This window comes from Pelosinus sp. IPA-1 (genome assembly GCF_030269905.1).
Classification (GTDB): domain Bacteria; phylum Bacillota; class Negativicutes; order DSM-13327; family DSM-13327; genus Pelosinus.
In genome coordinates, this window is the sequence record NZ_BSVC01000004.1 from 475,872 (window position 1) to 495,342 (window position 19,471).

Genomic DNA, 19,471 nt, shown 5'->3' on the forward strand with positions numbered 1-19,471 from the left:
TTAGCTATACCTATAAAATTCGTATGATGAGATAAAAACCCTGCAAGAAATTATTAAAAATTAAAGATTTGCTTCCTTACGTAAAATTTCTGCTTTATCAGTGCGTTCCCAAGGCAAATCAATATCAGTACGGCCAAAGTGTCCGTAAGCTGCTGTTTGACGATAAATCGGACGACGCAAGTCCAAGGTTTTAATAATGCCAGCTGGACGCAAATCAAAATGTTTTTTAATCAGCTCGGCAATCAGTTTTTCATCTACTTTAGCCGTGCCAAAAGTCTCTACCATAATCGAGACTGGATGCGCCATACCAATAGCATAAGCTAACTGGATCTCACATTTATCTGCTAATCCTGCCGCAACTACGTTTTTGGCAACGTAGCGAGCTGCATAGGCAGCTGAGCGATCTACTTTGGTACAATCCTTACCAGAGAATGCACCGCCACCATGACGTGCCATTCCACCATATGTATCAACAATGATTTTACGGCCAGTCAAACCAGCATCGCCTTGAGGTCCACCTATTACAAAACGGCCTGTTGGGTTAATATAGTATTTCGTATTTGCATCTAATAGATGAGCTGGAACAATTGGTACAATAACTTTTTCAATCAAATCTTTTTCAATAGTTGCTAATTCAACTTCAGGACCGTGCTGGGTTGAAATTACGATCGTATCGACACGAAGAGGTTGTCCATCTTCATATTCCACCGTTACTTGTGTTTTTCCATCAGGACGTAAATAATCAACTTCTTCATTTTTACGGACTTCTGTTAAACGACGAGCTAACTTATGTGCTAAGGATATTGTCAATGGCATATACTCTGGAGTTTCATTGGTTGCGTAACCAAACATCATTCCTTGGTCACCAGCACCGATTGCTTCAATATCATCCATTTGTCCTTGTTTTGCTTCTAGCGCCTTGTCAACACCCATCGCAATATCAGCGGATTGCTCACCTATGGAAACCAGTACACCACAAGTGTCACCATCAAAGCCATATTTTGCACGTGTATAGCCAATTTCTTTAATTGTATCACGTACTATCTTAGGAATATCCACATAACAATTCGTTGTTATTTCACCAACTACATGTACTTGACCTGTTGTCAACAAAGTCTCACATGCTACCCGTCCCATAGGATCTTTTGCCATAATGGCATCTAATACACCATCTGAAATCTGATCCGCCATTTTATCAGGATGTCCTTCAGTAACAGACTCTGAAGTAAATAATACGCGTTTTTTTTCCACAATTTCTACCTCCAATAATTAATAAAAATAAAAAAACTCCCATAAGGGAGGGTGATTGTCACTGTCACTCTCCCATCTTGCGGATTTCACCGCAGGAATTGGCACCGTTTTTGGATATTCCAAATGGTTGCCGCGGTTTCATCGGGCCATTCCCTCCACCATCTCTTGATGAGCCAATATATAATTCTGCCAAATCAAATTTTAAAGTAAAATAGAACAAAAATCAACCTATTTTCGACATTCTATGTGAATTTTATCTAAAATAACTTCTGCTAGCCTTTTTTTAGACATTTGAGGCAACTCTTCTATACGACCGTCACGGTACAACAATTTTGCTATATTTGTGTCCGTATTAAATCCGGCACCAGGTATAGTAACATCATTAGCGACAATCATATCTAAATTTTTTCTCGTTAATTTATCTTGTGCATGAACTAGTAAATCCTGAGTTTCAGCAGCAAAACCAACCAATATCTGATGTTTCTTTAGGTGCCCAAGCTGTAGTAAGATATCCGGATTTTTCTCTAGTATCAAATGTAGCGTCTCACCAGTCTTTTTAATTTTATGCTCCGACATACTCTGTGGACGATAATCCGCTACTGCCGCTGCCTTTATCACAATATCACTTTCCGCAAAATGAGCCAATACGGCATCCTGCATCTGTGATGCTGATTGTACAAATTCTATTGTAACACCAGGTGGCGAAACTAAATGAGTAGGTCCCGATATTAAAGTGACTTTTGCTCCTCTGTGCGCAGCAACCTCCGCCAATGCATAGCCCATTTTCCCACTAGAGCGGTTACCGATATATCTTACGGGATCAATTGCCTCCTGCGTTCCACCTGCAGTAATTAATATCTTTTTCCCTGTAAAATCATGATTGGTTTTTAGTATCTCAATTACCTTTTCTACAATAGCCTCTGGCTCAGGTAAACGTCCTACACCCTCTGTACCACATGCTAATTTACCACAATCTGGATCCATAAAGTAATAATCTAATTGAGTCAGCTTACTAATATTTTGCTGAACAATGGTATTTAAATACATATTCGTATTCATAGCTGGCACCATTAAGATTGGTGCCGTTGTCGCCATAACCGTAGTAGATAACATATCATCCGCTATACCATTGGCTATTTTACCAATAATATTTCCCGTTGCAGGAGCCAATAAAAACAAATCTGCTCTACTAGCTAATGCAATATGTTCAACATTCCAATTGGTAGCTTCTGCCCACATATCAACTACAACCGGATGTCCACTTATTTCTCGGAAAGTCAATGGGGTAACAAAGTTAGTCGCTGCCTTAGTCATAATAACATATATGTTGGCGCCCTGTTTTTTTAGACGGCTAACGACATCCACTACTTTATAAGCAGAAATACCACCAGCTACGCCAACAACAATATTCTTTCCCTTTAACATAACGACCTCCTACTTTATACCGCTTTTGGTCCGCTCATAGGATATTTTGTCTTGCGCTACTTCCTCTAAAGCAATGGTTACTTGCTTATTCGACTTGCTCTCAACCATGGGTACTGAACCGTCCATAAGTTCTCGAGCACGCTTAGCCGCAAGCACAACCAATGTATATTTACTATCAACTTTAGTCACTAAAACATCTAATGATGGATGAATCATAGTAGTCCCCCTAAGTTTTATTTATTAAAATTAGTTAATATTTCTTCCACTATATTGTCATTACGTACCACTTGGCACTTTTCTGCAGTAATAATTGATAAAACCTTGTTTGTTGCTTCTTGCACCTCATCATTTACTACTATGTAGTTATAATTATGTACGTATGTCAATTCATTATTAACACAACTGAGCCTTTTCTTTATCACATCCAAGCTGTCAGTACCTCTTTTATGAATGCGATTCGCTAGCTCATCCAAGGACGGTGGTGCAATATAGATAAACACTCCTTGGGGGAATCTTTTTTTTATCTGCGTAGCTCCCTGTGCATCTATTTCTAAGACAACATCCTTACCATTTTGTAATAAATCCTTTACATGACGGCATGGTGTTCCATAAAAATTGCCATAAACTTCAGCCCATTCCAACAACTCATCATTTTTTATCATATTCTCAAATTCTTCACGAGAAACAAACCAGTAATTAACCCCATGTTTTTCTCCTACACGTGCTGCCCGTGTAGTGGCAGATATGGAATAGTTTAATTCAGGATATCTACGCAGCAATTCTTGACAAATTGTCCCTTTACCTGCTCCAGATGGACCAGATAAAACAAGTAAAATTCCCTCTTTTGTCATACATGCTGCTCCTTTCATCATCTGCTATTCTGCAGTGTCCTCGCTAGTTTCTTTGCTGGCAAGGCGATGAGCTACGGTTTCAGGCTGCACTGCAGATAAAATTACATGATCACTGTCAGTAATAATTACAGCTCTAGTACGTCTTCCATAAGTTGCATCAATTAACATTCCTCTGTCACGAGCTTCTTGAATAATTCTTTTAATTGGCGCCGATTCAGGACTGACAATAGATATGATTCTATTCGCAGATACAATATTACCAAAGCCAATATTGATAAGTTTTATTTCCATATAAAAATCCCCCTTATTTTTTATATCGCTAGCATCTACCTATGGTTCTTTATTTGATTCTACTCTACATTTTGAATCTGTTCTCTGACTTTTTCAATTTCACTTTTAATTTCTACGACTATGTTGGCTACAGTAAAATCATTCGCTTTTGAAGCAATTGTATTCGTCTCACGATTAATCTCCTGCACGATGAAATCCAATTTTCTTCCTACTGCCTCATCAATATGTAATGCAGTATGAAATTGTGCCAAATGACTTTTTAAACGTACTAACTCCTCAGTTATATTCGTTTTATCAGCAAAAATCGCTGCTTCCTGTACCAATCTGCCGACGTCAGGTTCTTCTCCTATCATCCCCAATAAATCACGCATACGTCCCAATATCTTTTCCCGGTACTCTACTAAAACTTGAGGAGCACGCTCTTCTACTGATTTAATATATGATTCAATCACTGCGATACGCGCTATCAAATCTTGCTGAATATTTAACCCTTCTGTTATACGCATCTGCATAAGATTATTGACCGCTATAGAAACGGCTTGAGACAATTTAGGCCACAAAGATAAAGCATCTTCTGTTACTTCCTCAGCGCGAATAACATCAGGATATTTTGCTATTTGATAAATTCTATCCTTTACTGGCATAGCAAATAATTCTGATAATTCATCTAAAGCTTTATTATAAGCCACTGCTAATTCTTTGTCAATCCGAACAGCTCTTTTCTTTTCTCCATACTCGTCTATTGTTATAAAAACATCAATACGGCCTCTTACTAGTGCACTAGATACACTGCGCCGAATTTTATCTTCAAGTGGTCCTAAATTCTTAGGCATACGAATAACGATTTCATTATAACGATGATTTACAGCTTTAATTTCTACAATTAGTCTGTATTCATTATCCATATATTCGCCACGCCCAAACCCAGTCATACTTTTTATCACACTAAGCGGCTCCTTTCTTTGCACATTTTTATTATTAACGATAATATTACAATTATCCAAATCTCTTTAAATACTTCTCCATACTTTCACTAAATCCCTTTTTCGCTTATTATCTAGGTATACCATTGTTTAAAGAATCTTTTATTTTATCTTTGCAATATCAAAGTAGAAAGAATGTTCTATTTTATCGTTTGTTTTAATCAGTAATATGATAGGAATATCAAGTACAATGTCTTTTTCTAAAAAATAAAAGTAACATTGAGCAGTAAATGTATTTTGCCCTGATTCTCCAGTATTCTTTTCGGCTTTAGAAGGAATTACCGTCTGGTATGCCTTAATTTCTTTGCCAGCCTGTTTAAGTATTACATTAGCGTTTTGAGTGAAATCCTGTTTCCCCCCAAACAAAACTGTACTAAAGCTTAATAAGCCTGAGTAATCTGCCAATATACTTTCACTATCTAACGCAGTAACATTACGCCCTAATAAATTCTTTTCTCGAGCGTCTGTTGCTATGAGCAAAAAGGAAGTGTATAAATACGAACGTTCTGCTGTATCATTTAACTTTATCGCTTTCTCTTCATAAGACATCCATGGCAGCAAGAAATCCTTTAATTGATTTTGTGCATTCGATTTACCATAATCCTGCGCCTCTTTTATAACATCAATATTAACCGGAGATATTGCAAAAGTCTGACTAAATGATAGTAATAAGAAAATCACTGTCAAAGTAAAAAATCTCACTATAGCACCTCCCTACTCTTATGAGGTATATTATTACACCACAAATAGAAAAATTCCTTTCAAATAAAAAATCCAACTCCTAATTTTTAGAGAAGTTGGACTTTTCTTTATTATCTAGAAAACTCAAAGATACTTGCCACGAAAAACTTCTACTGCTGGGCCAGACATATAAATATGATTATCCAAACCCCATTCAATAAACAAAGTACCCCCGTCTAATTCAATTGTAGCTTGCCGATCTGCTTTACCATTGAGTACCGCTGCTACTAATGTAGCACAAGTTCCTGTACCACAAGCCATAGTAACACCAGCACCGCGTTCCCAAACACGCATACGTAATTTTTGTTTATTTAATACTTGCACGAATTCAACATTCGTTTTCTTCGGGAAGATAGGATCTGTCTCAATTTTGGGTCCGATTACAGATAGATCAACTAAAGTAAGGTCATCAACAAATATTATACAATGGGGATTTCCCATAGATACGCACGTAATGTTGTATTCAATATCGCCAACTCGTAATATTTCGTTAATTACCTGTTCATCAGCGTTCCCGACCATCGGTATTTCACTTCGCTTAAGGCGCGGTTCTCCCATATCAACTTTTACGGTATCAAGTATACCATTGGTAAAAATTAGTTCTGGTTTAATAATACCGGCTTTCGTTTCTAACGTAATTTTTTTCTTATCTGTTAGGCCGTGCTCAAACACATAACGAGCCATACACCGTGTGACATTACCACACATTTCAGCTTCACTACCGTCTGAATTGAAAATTCTCATTTTAAAGTCAGCTATTTCTGACTTTAATAATATAACTAATCCATCTGCTCCTATCCCAAAATGCCGGTCACAAACCTTAATCGCCATTTCTTCATAATTTTCAATACTTTCTTCCAATCCATTAACAATTACAAAATCATTTCCCAAACCATGCCATTTACTAAAATTAAACTTCATGTCCTATTCTCCTCATTTTAAACTTAAAATTTCAATTCTATTAATGCACCCGCCCCAAAACGGAACGAGGCACCCGCCTACGAAAAAATAGATGTTTAATCGCACCTATAATAAAAGTCCACCCAGAAATGCACAGCACTACTAACCAATCCGACAAACCAAGAGGAACCGTGGCAAAAATTTCCCTCATAAAGGGATGATACACAACTAACAATTGCATAAACACAGAACAGACCGTGGCAAAAATCAGATATTTATTTTTAAACATGCCAATTTCAAAGATACTAAACCTTTCGGACCGACAGTCAAAAACATGAAACATCTGACAAAAAACCAAAGTACAAAAGGCCATTGTTCTAGCCAGTGTTAAATCATTTTTTAAAAAATATACTCCTGCAAAAACCAATACTGTACTAATACCGATTTGAAAACCACGTGTAATGATTTTAAGGCTTAACCCACGAGAAAATACACTTTCTCGCGGCTGCCTTGGTGGCCTATTCATAATATCATGATTGTTAGGATCTACTCCTAAAGCCATAGCTGGTAGCCCATCAGTAACTAGATTAACCCATAAAATTTGTACGGGCAACAAGGGCAAAGGCAATCCAGCGAGTGTAGCAATAAACATGGTGAGCACTTCGCCTAAATTACAAGATAGCAAATACCGAATAAATTTTCGTATGTTATCATAAATACCTCGACCTTCTTCTACAGCAGCAACAATAGTAGCAAAATTATCATCCGCTAAAACCATCGCTGCTGCCTCTTTGGTAACATCAGTGCCTGTAAATCCCATCGCGATTCCAATGTCAGCTTCTTTGATAGCAGGTGCATCATTAACACCATCTCCAGTCATAGCTACAATATGTCCCTGACGTTTTAACGCTTTGACAATACGCAACTTATGAGTTGGAGATACACGAGCATATACGGTAACACTATTGATGATCTTAGCCAATTCGCCGTCATTTAATTCATCAAGTTCATTACCAGTAAGAGCTTGGTTTTTCTCTTCTTTAAACATTTGCAGTTCCTTAGCAATTGCTACTGCAGTATTACGATGATCTCCAGTAATCATAATCGTCTTTATTCCAGCTTGCCGACATAAAGCAATTGCAGGCTTTACTTCTTGTCTAGGCGGATCAATCATACCAATCAAACCAACAAAAACTAAATCCTTTTCCAACTCTTCGCTTACATGACTAGCCTCCATCTTTGTAATCTGTCGGTAAGCCACGGCCAATACCCTAAGAGCCTGATCTGTCATTTTTTCATTTTGTTCCAGAATATCGCTTTTTATAGCCGCAGAAAGCGGTGATTCGGTGCTATTATTCATATAATGTTGGCACATATCTAAAATAACATCCGGAGCACCTTTGACATAAATAACATTTTTGTTATTTTTCTCATAGAGAACCGACATTCGACAACGTTCTGATTCAAAAGGGATTTCAGCTAAACGTCGCTGATTTTTCTCCATTTCACTGCGCCAAATATCCGCCTTAGCTGCCGCAATCACTAACGCACCTTCTGTAGGATCCCCTTCAATAGACCACCCACTGGTAGTTGTACGTCGCCATAAACCACTTATTCCTATATTATTATGCTTTAAAATACTATTATTACATAATGCACCTATTTCTAAGCACTGTAGTAAACATTTATCCCTTTTAGGATCAAATTCCTGCTTATTGTATAAAAAATTCCCCTTTATTTCATAACCAGTGCCAGTTAGTTCATAATTTCGACCTACAACAAATACTTTTTGCACAGTCATAACATTTTGTGTAAGAGTACCCGTCTTATCAGAACAAATGACCGTAGTACAACCTAGTGTTTCAACTGCAGGTAACTTTCTTATTATCGCATTCCGTTTTATCATACGCTGTACACCTAATGCTAAAGCAACTGTAACAATGGCTGGTAGCCCTTCTGGAATCGCAGCCACCGCTAAGCTAATACCTGCCATACACATTAAAAAAAGCGGTTCTCCTTTAAGTACGCCAGTTACAACAACGATCACACAAATGATTAAACATCCCCACACCAGCCATCGTCCTAAAGATTCTAACCTCAGTTCAAGAGGTGTACTTTCAGGCTTCACATCCTGAATCATATCTGCAATACGACCAACTTCTGTGGCCATCCCAGTAGCACAAACTACCGCCTTACCTCGCCCCTTAATAATGCTTGTTCCAGCGTACACCATATTCTTACGATCACCAAGGGAACTAGTTTCCCCAATTTGTTTATCCGCTACCTTTCTAACAGCTAATGATTCACCTGTTAATGTAGCTTCGTCCACTTCCATATTGTGTACATCAATTAATCTAGCATCAGCAGCAATTTTATCGCCTGATTCTAAGACCATAATATCTCCTGGAACCATCTCACGGGCCGCTATTTGCTGTAAAATACCGTTACGAATAACATGACTCATCGGTGCAACCATCGTTCGTAACGCATCCATAGATTTCTCAGCACGATGTTCTTGAATAAATCCTAATATAGCATTGATTAGCACAATAGACAAAATAGTTGCTGCATCAGCATATTCCCCTAAAAATGCTGAAATCAAAGTGGCAGCTAGTAAAACCAAAACCATAAAATCCTGGAATTGAGCAAAAAATCGTTTCCACCAAGCGGGTTTTTGTTTTTCCACCAATTCATTATATCCAAATTCAGCTATTCTACTTTTCACTTCACTAGAAGATAACCCTTCTTCTTGATCCGTTCTCCAAAAATCGATTATCTCTTGCGCTGTACGTGTATACCACTTGTCAGTATCCACTATGCCACCTCACTTACCATGTGTTTTTTTATTCATGTTATTCCAAACAGCCTCTAATTAGACCTAAATTGACCGAGGAAACGCAAAATGGTATACTAGTGAAAATTATACTAAAGGTACATAGAGAAACCTATACCTATCTCAAAATCAATATATTAATGGAGGAAAGGCATGAGTCTTGATGGAGTATCCTTATCAGCTTTACTTGCTGAATTAAATACAAAACTTACAGGCGGAAGAATTGATAAAGTTTTTCAGTCCGATAAATATACATTAATATTATGGATAAGACAATCGAATGAAAACTTACGCCTACTAATTTCAGTTAATCCAAAGCATCCTCGCATTCATCTAACTGAAGGCACTTTGGAAAATCCCGCTACACCTCCGGCCTTTTGCATGTTATTACGAAAACATTTAGAAGGTGGGCGCATTGCTAGCATTCTTCAGCACAGTCTCGATAGAATCGCTTTAATGTCTATCGATTTCCGTAATGAAGATGGTACGATTATAACTAAATGTCTTATCTCTGAGTTAATGGGCAAACATAGCAATATTATCCTCACACAAGATCAGGTTATTATTGATGCTATTAAAAGAGTTGGTCTAAGTATCAGTCGTACCCGACAGGTTTTACCTCGAATGGAATATACCTACCCACCCGGTCAAATGTGCCTAAATTTTTTTGAGACTCCTATACCTGTTTTTTTTAATACGCTTAAGACGCTCCAAACAACTCCTGTCACCAAAGCCATTATTCAAACAGGTATTGGTATCGGACCTATAACGGCCAAAGAAATAGTTTGGCGAGCTGGGCTACCTGCTGACATTCTAGTTGAAGCCTTAGATAATTCTGATATTATCGCTTTACAAGAAGCAACCGAGAGTATTATTACTCATTTAAACTCAAAAGAAATAGAACCTACAGTGATTGTTAATGCCGAAAATCAACTAGTTGGTATTGCATCTTTCAACTTAGAACATTTAATACAAAAAAATACGAAACATCATTTTTTCACCATGAGTGAGGCTGTTGAATTCATAGATAGTCTTTCAGGGAAAAAAAAGCTTCCTGAACAAACTATTTTATTCAAGATTGTCACAGAAGAGAGCAACCGCTTACAACGAAAAAAGATAATTCTTACTAAAGAATTATCTGATGCGACGTCTGCGGATTCCTTTCGAAAATTTGCTGATATTATTATGGCGAATCTTTATTCAATACCTGAAGATCAGAATATGATCTCCTTACCCGACTTATATCACGATTCCCCTGAAGATAATCAAATAAGTATAGTTATTGACACCAAACTTTCCCCATTAGAAAATGCCCAATCTTATTATTCAAAATATAATAAATTAAAGAGGGCGCAGGAATTACTCAAAGAGCAGCTCTTCCAATGCATACACGAAACATCCTATCTAGATAGCATTTTAGTTGCCCTTGAACATGCTACAAACAGTTCTGAGCTTGCCGATATTCGCGAAGAATTGATTAATAGCGGTTATCTTAAAAAGGCTGGCAAACGCCGCATGCCAATTCCTGCTTCCAAGCCACTAACAATCACCACTCAGGATGGCCTAACCATTTTAGTTGGAAAAAATAATCGTCAAAATGACATTGTAACATTTAAACAAGCACAGCATAATGATATATGGTTTCATACAAAAGACATCCCAGGGTCCCATGTTATTTTACGCTCCGGCAGCCAAACCCCATCATTACAGTCGATTCAATTAGCAGCACATTTGGCTGCCTATTATAGCAAAGCCAGTCAATCATCTAATGTGCCAGTGGATTATACACAACGTCGTTATGTAAAAAAACCCTCCGGTGCGAAACCTGGTTTTGTTATTTATGATCACCAAAGTACTATATATGTAACACCAGATGAAAACCTGGTTAATTCCGTATTAAAAAAGTCCTAAGCAAACAATTTATAGAAAAAGACATTTCCTATCCCTACTACTGTGGAAAGGAAATGTCTTTTTTTATTCTACAATTTCTTTAATTACTACTTTATCCGCTTGATCAACAGGCATCAACTGGACACCCACTACTTCTTTACTGGAAGTAGGCACGTTCTTCCCTACATAATCCGCCCGAATTGGCAGTTCACGATGACCACGATCTACTAACACTGCTAGTTGTATAACCTTTGGCCTTCCAATATCAATAATCGCGTCGAGAGCAGCCCGCACAGTTCGTCCCGTATATAATACATCATCAATTAACACAATTGTTTTTCCACTAATATCAACAGGAATCTGCGTTTGATGTACGATAGGCTGATAACTAAGAGTAGACAAGTCATCCCGATATAAGGTTATGTCTAAAATCCCTACTGGTAATTCTACTCCTTCGATTCTTGCTATTTCAATTGCTAATCTTTCTGCCAGAGGTACGCCACGAGTTCTAATTCCTACTAGTACTAAATCTTTTATCCCTTTATTGTTTTCAATAATTTCATGGGCAATACGAATGAGCCCCCGCCTGATGGCTTGTTCATCCATGATGACGGTCTTTTCTACTAAATTAACCATAAAAAGCCCTCCCTAATTATGTATTTTCCGTAACTCTCTTAAGATTAGTTCCATATCCTCAGGCAAGTTCGCCGTAAATATCATATTTTCCTCAGTAACAGGATGAACAATCTTTAACTCAGCTGAATGCAACGCTTGCCCTATAATAGAAAATTGTCTTCGATCAGGTCCATATTTGGGGTCACCAACTACTGGATGCCCAATGTAAGCCATATGCACCCTAATTTGATGCGTACGTCCCGTAAGTAACTTGCATTCTACCAGGGTGTATGCCCCAAACCGCTCTATCACACGAAATTTTGTTGTTGCTTCTTTGCTATTTACAAACGTTACCGCCATCCTCTTACGATCTGTAGGATGACGACCAATAGGTGCTTTAATAACGCCCTGCTCTTCCTTAATATTACCATGCACGATAGCTAAATAACGCCGACTTGCTGAACGTTCCTTAATTTGTTTTGCTAAACTTATATGTGCTCTATCACTTTTCGCAACTACCATAACTCCTGAAGTGTCTTTATCTAAACGATGAACTATCCCTGGACGGGCAACCCCATTTATCCCTGATAAATCTTCGCAATGCTCTAATAAAGCATTCACTAAAGTCCCACTATAATTCCCTACAGCTGGATGCACTACCATGCCGCGGGATTTATTAACAATAATAATATCTTCATCTTCATACAAAACTTCAAGCGGAATTCCTTCAGGAATTAGCTCTAGGGGTTTTATTCCAGGCACGGCAACCTCAACATCGTCTAAATATTGCACCTTATAATTAGACTTTACTAATTTTCCATTTACAGTAACATCACCATTAACAATCAATCGCTGCACTGTAGATCGAGATACATCACTCATGTACTTAGTTAAAAGCACATCCAAACGTTCGCCAATTTCAGCCTCATTCACCTTATAATGATTTAAATCAGTCATTGATTTCATCCTCTTTATATAAATATATCATAGTAAAAATAATGCAGCCAACACCACATACAATGGCTGTATCGGCAATGTTAAATACTGGCCAAATCCGAAAATCAAAAAAATCAACTACATAACCTGTTTTTATGCGATCAATAACGTTCCCAATTGCCCCTCCTACTAGTAAACCTATGCCAAAACGTAATAATCCATATTGCTTGGGAATACGGGGGTAAAAATAAATTGCTGCCCCTACCAGGCTTACCGCCACAAATAAAAAAAATAGGGTTTGATGCTCAAACAAACCAAAAGCAGCACCTGGGTTCAAGACATAAGTAATATGAAAGATGTCCTGAATGACAGGAATAGACATACCAGGTAACATATGTGCTAGGATGTAATTTTTTGAAAATTGATCAATTAATATAACAAACAGTACTACTAATAATATTGGCACAATTTTATCTCCTATCCAAAAATATATACTTTTATCAAAAAATACTTGTCTTTTTCCTAACTACTTTACATTCTGAATAAAGTTCATATTATATATAATAAACAAAAATTGGTTAAACGTAAAGTTTTATACTAAATTATCCTTTACATCTAACCAACTTCTCTTATGCTTTTTCAATTTTGTCCAGAAATTTCAGTAAAGGAACAATTTTAACAATGAGAGGAGCACCTCGCATCCAAACTTGTTGCCGAAAGACCTCCACAATCTCTTCTTTCGTTGCACCATTACGTACCGCTTTTAATAACTCTAATTTAGCGCGCGTATCATCTTCACTATATACAGCAGTAGCTAAGGCCATTAAATATCGATATTTAATGGGAATAACACCTTCACCCCATATTAAATGGTGATATTGGCTAATAAGCTCCCCCATGTCTTCCCCTAGTTCATTAGCCCCTACATTACAAGGCGGAAAAAAACCAAATTGTTCTTTAAATATCTGCCTAATTTCTTCTGCTTCCATTTTGTCATCTCCCTATTCTTTCGCAAAAACATTACTATCTCTAAACTTATGATCTTATTATATTCTATAAATTATCCAAACACTGTGATTTATATCATAAAAAAGACTTAGCTTATGCCAAGTCCTATTTAAATTCATCTTCAGTTGATTATGAAAAATAAGCAAAAAAGAAAAGCCCAGAAGTCTGGGCTTTTCTTATATTACAATTATTCTGGGCTGATTGCTCCTACTGGACATGTTGCTGCACATGAACCACAATCAATACACTTTTCATCAATAACATATTGTGCTTCGCCTTCAGAAATAGCTTCTACTGGACAAACAGCAGCACAAGCGCCACATGAAATACATTCGCTACTAATTTTATACATGAAAATCACCTCCTATGTAGATAACTGTATACTATTATACTATAGACTAGCAATAAATCACATAACTAATATCATTTTCTTATGTTTTTTTTTACATTATGCTTAATTTTTAACAAACTTTCAACTCATTCTTCTTTTTGAAAAATTATTTTCTCTATCTCTTTTCGATAATGAAACAAAATAGCACTAATAACCACTAACAGGGAAGTTATTAAAATAGTTATGCTTATATTACGTGTAAGATTTTGACCAATGAAAGAATATAGAATAATTGCAGGAGCTTGCCCAATTGCGGTTGCAATTACAAATCTGCAAAATGAAAGTGTTGTTAATCCAACCCCATAACTCACCACCTTAAATGGAATAATCGGCGTTAAGCGAGTAATAAATACAGCCCAAATACCATGCTTGCGCAGATAGAGATCTATCATTTTTAAGTACTTACCCGTAATAAACTTTTCAACTACCGGACGGCCATACCATCTTGCTATAGCAAAATCCAGACTAGCTCCTAGTAATGCGCCAACCCAAGAATATATTGCCCCAAAAACCCATCCAAAAATCCAAGCATTTGCAATCGTAATAACTAAACCCGGAACAAAGGGCATTAAAGATTGTAATGTCATAAGCATAATGCTACAAATTGGTGCCCACACACCATAATCAAGAATAAATTGACGTAAGCCATCAAGATTACGACGCTTTAAGTAGGTAACTCCATTTTCAAAGAATTCTCGTATGCCAGGTATATAAAAGTAAACAATAGCAGCAACGACCAAGACTCCAACCCGGTACAAAATAGCGTTTGTTCCCATCATTGGTCTTGCCATAAATAGAACCTCCCAGCCTGCATCTACCAACAATACCTAGGATTAATTTAATCTTTCTTTATAGTATCTTATGCTTACATATAAACAATTCCTGCTAATAATTAAAAACTGAGCTTAAGTTAAGCCCAGTTTTTAATTATTAAATATGACTTAGTACTTTTAGAAAACATTATTATATTCTATTTCTAACTATTTCTAACTATTTTTATCTTTATTATGTTCTAGTATATTCTCTTTTACAGGAATAGCATCTGTGAGATCAACAATTCCTTCATGTTCATCACTAGCGGGAAATAGATCATTATAATCAGTTGAACCAGGGATATCTTGTGGAGAATCGGAGCTACCATAACGTAATACTGCTTGCAAGGCATCTTCACCATCAAAACCTACAAATTCATTCTTGTCATCATCTAAAAAAGTTCGTTTGAATGGAGGCGTGAGAAGTTGCTCTTCGATTGGCCTGCGCGACAAGTCTAAACTATCATCTTCTCCTTGGCATTCTACGCACTCATTTGCCCAAGGAATTACCTCTAATCTAGAAATAGGTATCTTATTTCCACATTTACTACAATATTCGTAGGTCCCTTTTTTTATTTTTTCAAGAGCATTTTCTATTCTTTCTAATAAAACATGAGCATTGTCCCGCAATGCGAGATCTTTGCTGCGCTCAAATAATTCACCACTAATATCAGCGGGATGGTTATCATATACAGATAATTCACCAATAGAATCCGATAAACTGTTTCCTAGTCCGTTTTTTTCCAAGCGGGCAATCTGTTCAACTAACCCCCTTTTTTCCATATTTAAGTTCTTCATCAGCTCTTTACTTTTCTCAGCGTCCAAAATACCCTCTCCTAATGAATAAACTTTGCTACTTCTTGTACTCTTAATCTTTCTTTAGCAGGCGTATGCACTTCATTACTATATCCCAGACAAATAATTGCGACTGCTCTAAGCCTAGGAGGAGCTTCTACAGCTTTTTGTACTTGAACCTCGTCGAAAGCTCCTATCCAGCATGTAGCAAGTCCTAGGCCATGAGCTGCTAATATCATATTTTCCGCTGCGACTGCAGTATCCTGTAAACAATATAATTGAGCTCCACGTTCTCCATATTTTTCATTAGAGCGTGCTGGGTCTGCTAATATCACAATACTAACTGGCGACTCTTCTACCTGATTTTGTCCAAAACAAGCTTTTGCTACCTTTTGTTTTACTTCTTGATTCTTAACTACATAAAAATACCAGGGTTGTAAATTACCAGCACTAGGAGCCCAACAACCTGCTTCTAAAATTCGTGTTAATGTAGGTTCTAGTATTTCTTGTTGTGTAAAATTTCGAACACTATGACTTTCCCTCATACAATCAAATACATCTTTTGTCATATTCGTCACTCCTCAATTTCAAAACTTATTATTTTTAACCTCTACAATATGAACGATTTCAGCAACAAAATCTCCAATCCCCGGTATATTTAACAAGATAATTTGATGCAATAAATTTAATACTAGAGCAAAAATAACAGTAGCTCCAATCGCTATCCCTAGCCCCCTTGCTAGTCCAGCAATTAGGTTTATTAAAATAAGCTTACCTGGACGTTCTAATAGTTCCATATATTCAGCAATACGTAATGACTCTAAATGACGTACTAACTTTTCTAATTGTTTATGAACTACATCCTTTTTTTCCACAAAACATTCCTCCATTTATATCATCTCCATAAGATAAAAAAAAAACCGGAATAAAAATTCCGGTTTTCAAATTACAATTATAATTTTTCAACTACTGAACTACAGCGTTTGCATAATGTTTTATGTTCTTGCATGTTGCCTACAGTATCACTATAAATCCAGCAACGTTCGCATTTTTCGCCTTCCGCTTGTGATACGTCTATTGCCAAAGCCATATCTTCTACTTGGTAAGCGTTTTCTGGAGCCTTACTCCTATCTTCTACAACTACTACCTTTGACACAATTAGAATATTGGCCCACTCTTCACTCATAGCAGATAACTGAGTAAAGACCTGGCCATCGGCATAAACAACAACTACCGCATCTAGAGAATGTCCGATTACCTTATTGCGGCGAGCCGTTTCTAATGCTTTTGTAATCTCGCTACGCATTGCCAAAATAGAAGTCCACTTAGCTTCTAGTTCCGCGTTTAAATATTCACTACGAGCAATTGGCCAATTTGCTAATTGTACGCTTTCCGGCATATTTTGTTCTTTATGCATATGTTGCCAAACTTCTTCTGAGGTAAATGTAAGAACTGGGGAAACGAGACGAACCAAAGTACTCAGTATTTCATACATAACAGTTTGTGCTGCACGTCTTTCTTCTGAAGCAGGTAGAGCTGTGTACACCCGATCCTTTAAAATATCCAAGTAGATTGAACTTAAGTCTACAGTACAAAAGTTATGTATCGTATGATAAATTAAATGAAATTCGTAATCTTCATAGGCTTTCGTAACTTTTTCACGAACTTGCTCTAATCTTAAAAGAGCCCAACGGTCAATCTCTAACAATTTTTCATAACTAACTTTGTCAGTGTCAGGATTAAAGTCATGAATACTACCTAGAATATAGCGGAAAGTATTACGAATTTTACGATATACTTCTGATAATTGTTTTAAAATATCATTGGAAACACGAACATCAGCTTGATAATCCGCAGAAGCTACCCATAAACGCAAAATATCTGCACCGTATTTTTTGATAACATCTTGTGGGAAAATAACGTTACCCACTGACTTAGACATTTTACGTCCATCACCATCTACCACAAAACCATGAGTTAGGACAGCTTTATAGGGAGCAGTTCCCTTAGTTGCTACGGAAGTTAGTAAAGAAGATTGGAACCAGCCTCGATGTTGATCACTACCTTCTAGATATAAATCAGCAGGCCAAGCAAGTTCACTCTGCTGCTCTAGTACAGACGCATGACTTGAGCCACTATCAAACCAAACATCCATAATGTCTGTTTCCTTACGGAAAGAATCGTGGCCACAGTGAGAGCAGGTAAATCCAGCTGGTAAAATTTCCGTTGCTGTTTTCGCCCACCAAGCATCTGATCCTTCTATACGAAACAAATCTTTTACGGCAGTAATTGTCGTATCATTGATTACATGTTCGTTGCACTTTGCACAATAAAAAATTGGTATTGGTACTCCCCACACTCTTTGACGTGAGATACACCAATCGTGACGGTCTGCGACCATATTATGAATACGATCTTCTCCCCAAGTTGGAACCCATTTCACTTCTTTTATTGCCTGCAAGGCGTCCTCTCTAAAACCATCTACAGATGCAAACCATTGTTCTGTTGCCCGATAAATTACTGGGTTTTTACAACGCCAGCAATGTGCATATTGATGCTTCACTTTGCCTTTACCAAGCAGCATGCCACGTGCAGCTAATTCCTTAATCACTGGAACATCCGCATCATGAATTAACATCCCTTCAAAAATGCCACCTTCAGCCGTAAAGCGTCCTGCATGATCCACAGGATTGATAACTGGCAGTCCATATCTAATACCCGTCTCAAAGTCGTCTGGGCCATGTCCTGGAGCTGTATGTACACACCCCGTACCTTGTTCAAGGGTAACATAATCAGCTAAAACAACAACTGATTGACGTTCGATAAATGGATGGGTAAAAATTACGCCCTCAAGAGCAGCACCCTTCATGGTTGATAATATTGTGTAATCTTCCAACTTATTATCTTTGGCTACTGTTTCGATTAATTCAACTGCCAATAGATATATTTCCCCTTGACATTCTACCCAAGCATACTCAAGTTCGGGGTGAACAGCAATCCCAACATTAGCAGGCATGGTCCAAGGAGTAGTTGTCCAAATTACGCCATATACATTATCAGCACTTACTCCTACAGGTAATGTACCTTTACTATCCACTAATGGAAATTTAACATATATAGTATGAGATTTTTTTTCGGCATATTCAATTTCAGCTTCTGCTAATGCAGTCTCACAGGAGGTACACCAGTACACTGACTTTAAACCTTTATAAATGTGACCTTTTTTGGCCATTTGTCCAAATACTTCGATTTGCTTTGCTTCATAAGCAGGCCGTAATGTTACATAAGGATTTTCCCAATCCGCACCAATGCCCAGACGTTTAAAATCCTTACGTTGTGTGTCAACAAATTTCAAGGCGTACTCTTTACATTCACGACGTAAGTCTAATGGCTTTAATTCGTGTCGATTGAGTCCCAATATTTTTATAGCAGCATGCTCAATAGGTAAACCATGAGTATCCCAACCAGGTACATAAGGAGTATTGTAACCACATAATGATTTGTATTTTAGAATCATGTCCTTTAAAATCTTGTTTAAGGCATGACCAATGTGAATATCCCCATTTGCATAGGGTGGTCCATCATGTAAAATAAATTTAGGTTTTTCGTTCTGAGTTGTACGTTTCTCATAAATTTTTTGTTGCTGCCAATAATCTAGTAATTCCGGTTCCCTCTCAGGTAAGTTACCTCGCATTGGAAAATCCGTTTGCGGCAAATTAAGAGTTTTACTATAATCCAAAATAACACCT

At 37.3% G+C, this 19,471-nt stretch carries 20 protein-coding genes and 1 riboswitch; of the genes, 1 reads left to right on the plus strand and 19 read right to left on the minus strand.

The window, feature by feature from the left end:
- Positions 1 to 60: 60 nt before the first annotated feature.
- The 9 genes from metK to QSJ81_RS12185 all read right to left on the minus strand — a co-directional run bounded on the left by metK (position 61) and on the right by QSJ81_RS12185 (position 9,257).
- Positions 61 to 1,251, minus strand: coding sequence for a methionine adenosyltransferase (gene metK / locus QSJ81_RS12145; RefSeq protein WP_285717647.1), 1,191 nt, complete (start codon positions 1,249 to 1,251; stop codon positions 61 to 63).
- Positions 1,252 to 1,320: 69 nt separating this feature from the next.
- A riboswitch (SAM riboswitch) is annotated at positions 1,321 to 1,426 on the minus strand.
- Between the two features lie 53 nt (positions 1,427 to 1,479).
- Complete coding sequence (gene coaBC / locus QSJ81_RS12150) at positions 1,480 to 2,676, minus strand: bifunctional phosphopantothenoylcysteine decarboxylase/phosphopantothenate--cysteine ligase CoaBC (RefSeq protein WP_285717648.1); 1,197 nt, start codon at positions 2,674 to 2,676, stop codon at positions 1,480 to 1,482.
- Between the two features lie 9 nt (positions 2,677 to 2,685).
- On the minus strand, positions 2,686 to 2,892 hold the full coding sequence (rpoZ, locus tag QSJ81_RS12155; RefSeq protein ID WP_038671054.1) for a DNA-directed RNA polymerase subunit omega: 207 nt from the start codon (positions 2,890 to 2,892) through the stop codon (positions 2,686 to 2,688).
- A 17-nt stretch (positions 2,893 to 2,909) separates the two neighbouring features.
- Positions 2,910 to 3,527, minus strand: coding sequence for a guanylate kinase (gmk, locus tag QSJ81_RS12160; RefSeq protein ID WP_285717649.1), 618 nt, complete (start codon positions 3,525 to 3,527; stop codon positions 2,910 to 2,912).
- Positions 3,528 to 3,551: 24 nt separating this feature from the next.
- Entirely contained in the window at positions 3,552 to 3,818 is a 267-nt protein-coding gene (gene remA, locus QSJ81_RS12165; RefSeq protein WP_007934670.1) for an extracellular matrix/biofilm regulator RemA, read from the minus strand.
- A 59-nt stretch (positions 3,819 to 3,877) separates the two neighbouring features.
- Entirely contained in the window at positions 3,878 to 4,762 is an 885-nt protein-coding gene (locus QSJ81_RS12170) for a YicC/YloC family endoribonuclease (protein ID WP_285717650.1), read from the minus strand.
- Between the two features lie 141 nt (positions 4,763 to 4,903).
- Positions 4,904 to 5,503 carry a hypothetical protein gene (locus tag QSJ81_RS12175; protein ID WP_285717651.1) on the minus strand — a complete coding sequence of 200 codons (600 nt, stop codon included), beginning with the start codon at positions 5,501 to 5,503 and terminating at the stop codon, positions 4,904 to 4,906.
- Between the two features lie 123 nt (positions 5,504 to 5,626).
- Positions 5,627 to 6,463 (minus strand): diaminopimelate epimerase, encoded by an 837-nt coding sequence (dapF, locus tag QSJ81_RS12180; protein ID WP_285717652.1) that lies wholly within the window; start codon positions 6,461 to 6,463, stop codon positions 5,627 to 5,629.
- Positions 6,464 to 6,503: 40 nt separating this feature from the next.
- A complete protein-coding gene (locus QSJ81_RS12185) occupies positions 6,504 to 9,257 on the minus strand; it encodes a calcium-transporting P-type ATPase, PMR1-type (protein ID WP_285717653.1) in 2,754 nt (917 codons plus the stop codon).
- A 171-nt stretch (positions 9,258 to 9,428) separates the two neighbouring features.
- Here QSJ81_RS12185 and QSJ81_RS12190 point away from each other — a divergent pair, with 171 nt between their 5' ends.
- The gene (locus tag QSJ81_RS12190) at positions 9,429 to 11,186 is read left to right on the plus strand and encodes an Rqc2 family fibronectin-binding protein (protein WP_285717654.1); all 1,758 of its coding nucleotides are present in this window, start codon (positions 9,429 to 9,431) and stop codon (positions 11,184 to 11,186) included.
- Between the two features lie 63 nt (positions 11,187 to 11,249).
- Here QSJ81_RS12190 and pyrR read toward each other — a convergent pair whose 3' ends face one another.
- The 10 genes from pyrR to ileS all read right to left on the minus strand — a co-directional run bounded on the left by pyrR (position 11,250) and on the right by ileS (position 19,461).
- Entirely contained in the window at positions 11,250 to 11,801 is a 552-nt protein-coding gene (gene pyrR / locus QSJ81_RS12195) for a bifunctional pyr operon transcriptional regulator/uracil phosphoribosyltransferase PyrR (RefSeq protein WP_038671068.1), read from the minus strand.
- A gap of 12 nt (positions 11,802 to 11,813) precedes the next feature.
- Positions 11,814 to 12,737, minus strand: coding sequence for an RluA family pseudouridine synthase (locus tag QSJ81_RS12200; protein WP_285717655.1), 924 nt, complete (start codon positions 12,735 to 12,737; stop codon positions 11,814 to 11,816).
- Entirely contained in the window at positions 12,730 to 13,182 is a 453-nt protein-coding gene (lspA, locus tag QSJ81_RS12205) for a signal peptidase II (RefSeq protein WP_285717656.1), read from the minus strand. The genes QSJ81_RS12200 and lspA overlap by 8 nt, the downstream gene beginning before the upstream one ends.
- A gap of 163 nt (positions 13,183 to 13,345) precedes the next feature.
- On the minus strand, positions 13,346 to 13,705 hold the full coding sequence (locus QSJ81_RS12210) for a carboxymuconolactone decarboxylase family protein (RefSeq protein ID WP_285717657.1): 360 nt from the start codon (positions 13,703 to 13,705) through the stop codon (positions 13,346 to 13,348).
- Between the two features lie 206 nt (positions 13,706 to 13,911).
- Positions 13,912 to 14,076, minus strand: a complete 165-nt coding sequence (gene fdxA / locus QSJ81_RS12215; RefSeq protein WP_038671076.1) for a 4Fe-4S ferredoxin — start codon at positions 14,074 to 14,076, stop codon at positions 13,912 to 13,914.
- 125 nt (positions 14,077 to 14,201) lie between these two features.
- Positions 14,202 to 14,906 carry a TVP38/TMEM64 family protein gene (locus QSJ81_RS12220; protein WP_285717658.1) on the minus strand — a complete coding sequence of 235 codons (705 nt, stop codon included), beginning with the start codon at positions 14,904 to 14,906 and terminating at the stop codon, positions 14,202 to 14,204.
- 195 nt (positions 14,907 to 15,101) lie between these two features.
- Entirely contained in the window at positions 15,102 to 15,752 is a 651-nt protein-coding gene (locus tag QSJ81_RS12225; protein ID WP_285717659.1) for a TraR/DksA C4-type zinc finger protein, read from the minus strand.
- Positions 15,753 to 15,763: 11 nt separating this feature from the next.
- Positions 15,764 to 16,291 (minus strand): nitroreductase family protein, encoded by a 528-nt coding sequence (locus tag QSJ81_RS12230; RefSeq protein ID WP_285717660.1) that lies wholly within the window; start codon positions 16,289 to 16,291, stop codon positions 15,764 to 15,766.
- A gap of 18 nt (positions 16,292 to 16,309) precedes the next feature.
- Entirely contained in the window at positions 16,310 to 16,597 is a 288-nt protein-coding gene (locus QSJ81_RS12235; protein WP_285717661.1) for a DUF5665 domain-containing protein, read from the minus strand.
- Between the two features lie 77 nt (positions 16,598 to 16,674).
- Positions 16,675 to 19,461, minus strand: a complete 2,787-nt coding sequence (ileS, locus tag QSJ81_RS12240) for an isoleucine--tRNA ligase (protein WP_285717662.1) — start codon at positions 19,459 to 19,461, stop codon at positions 16,675 to 16,677.
- Positions 19,462 to 19,471 lie beyond the last annotated feature (10 nt).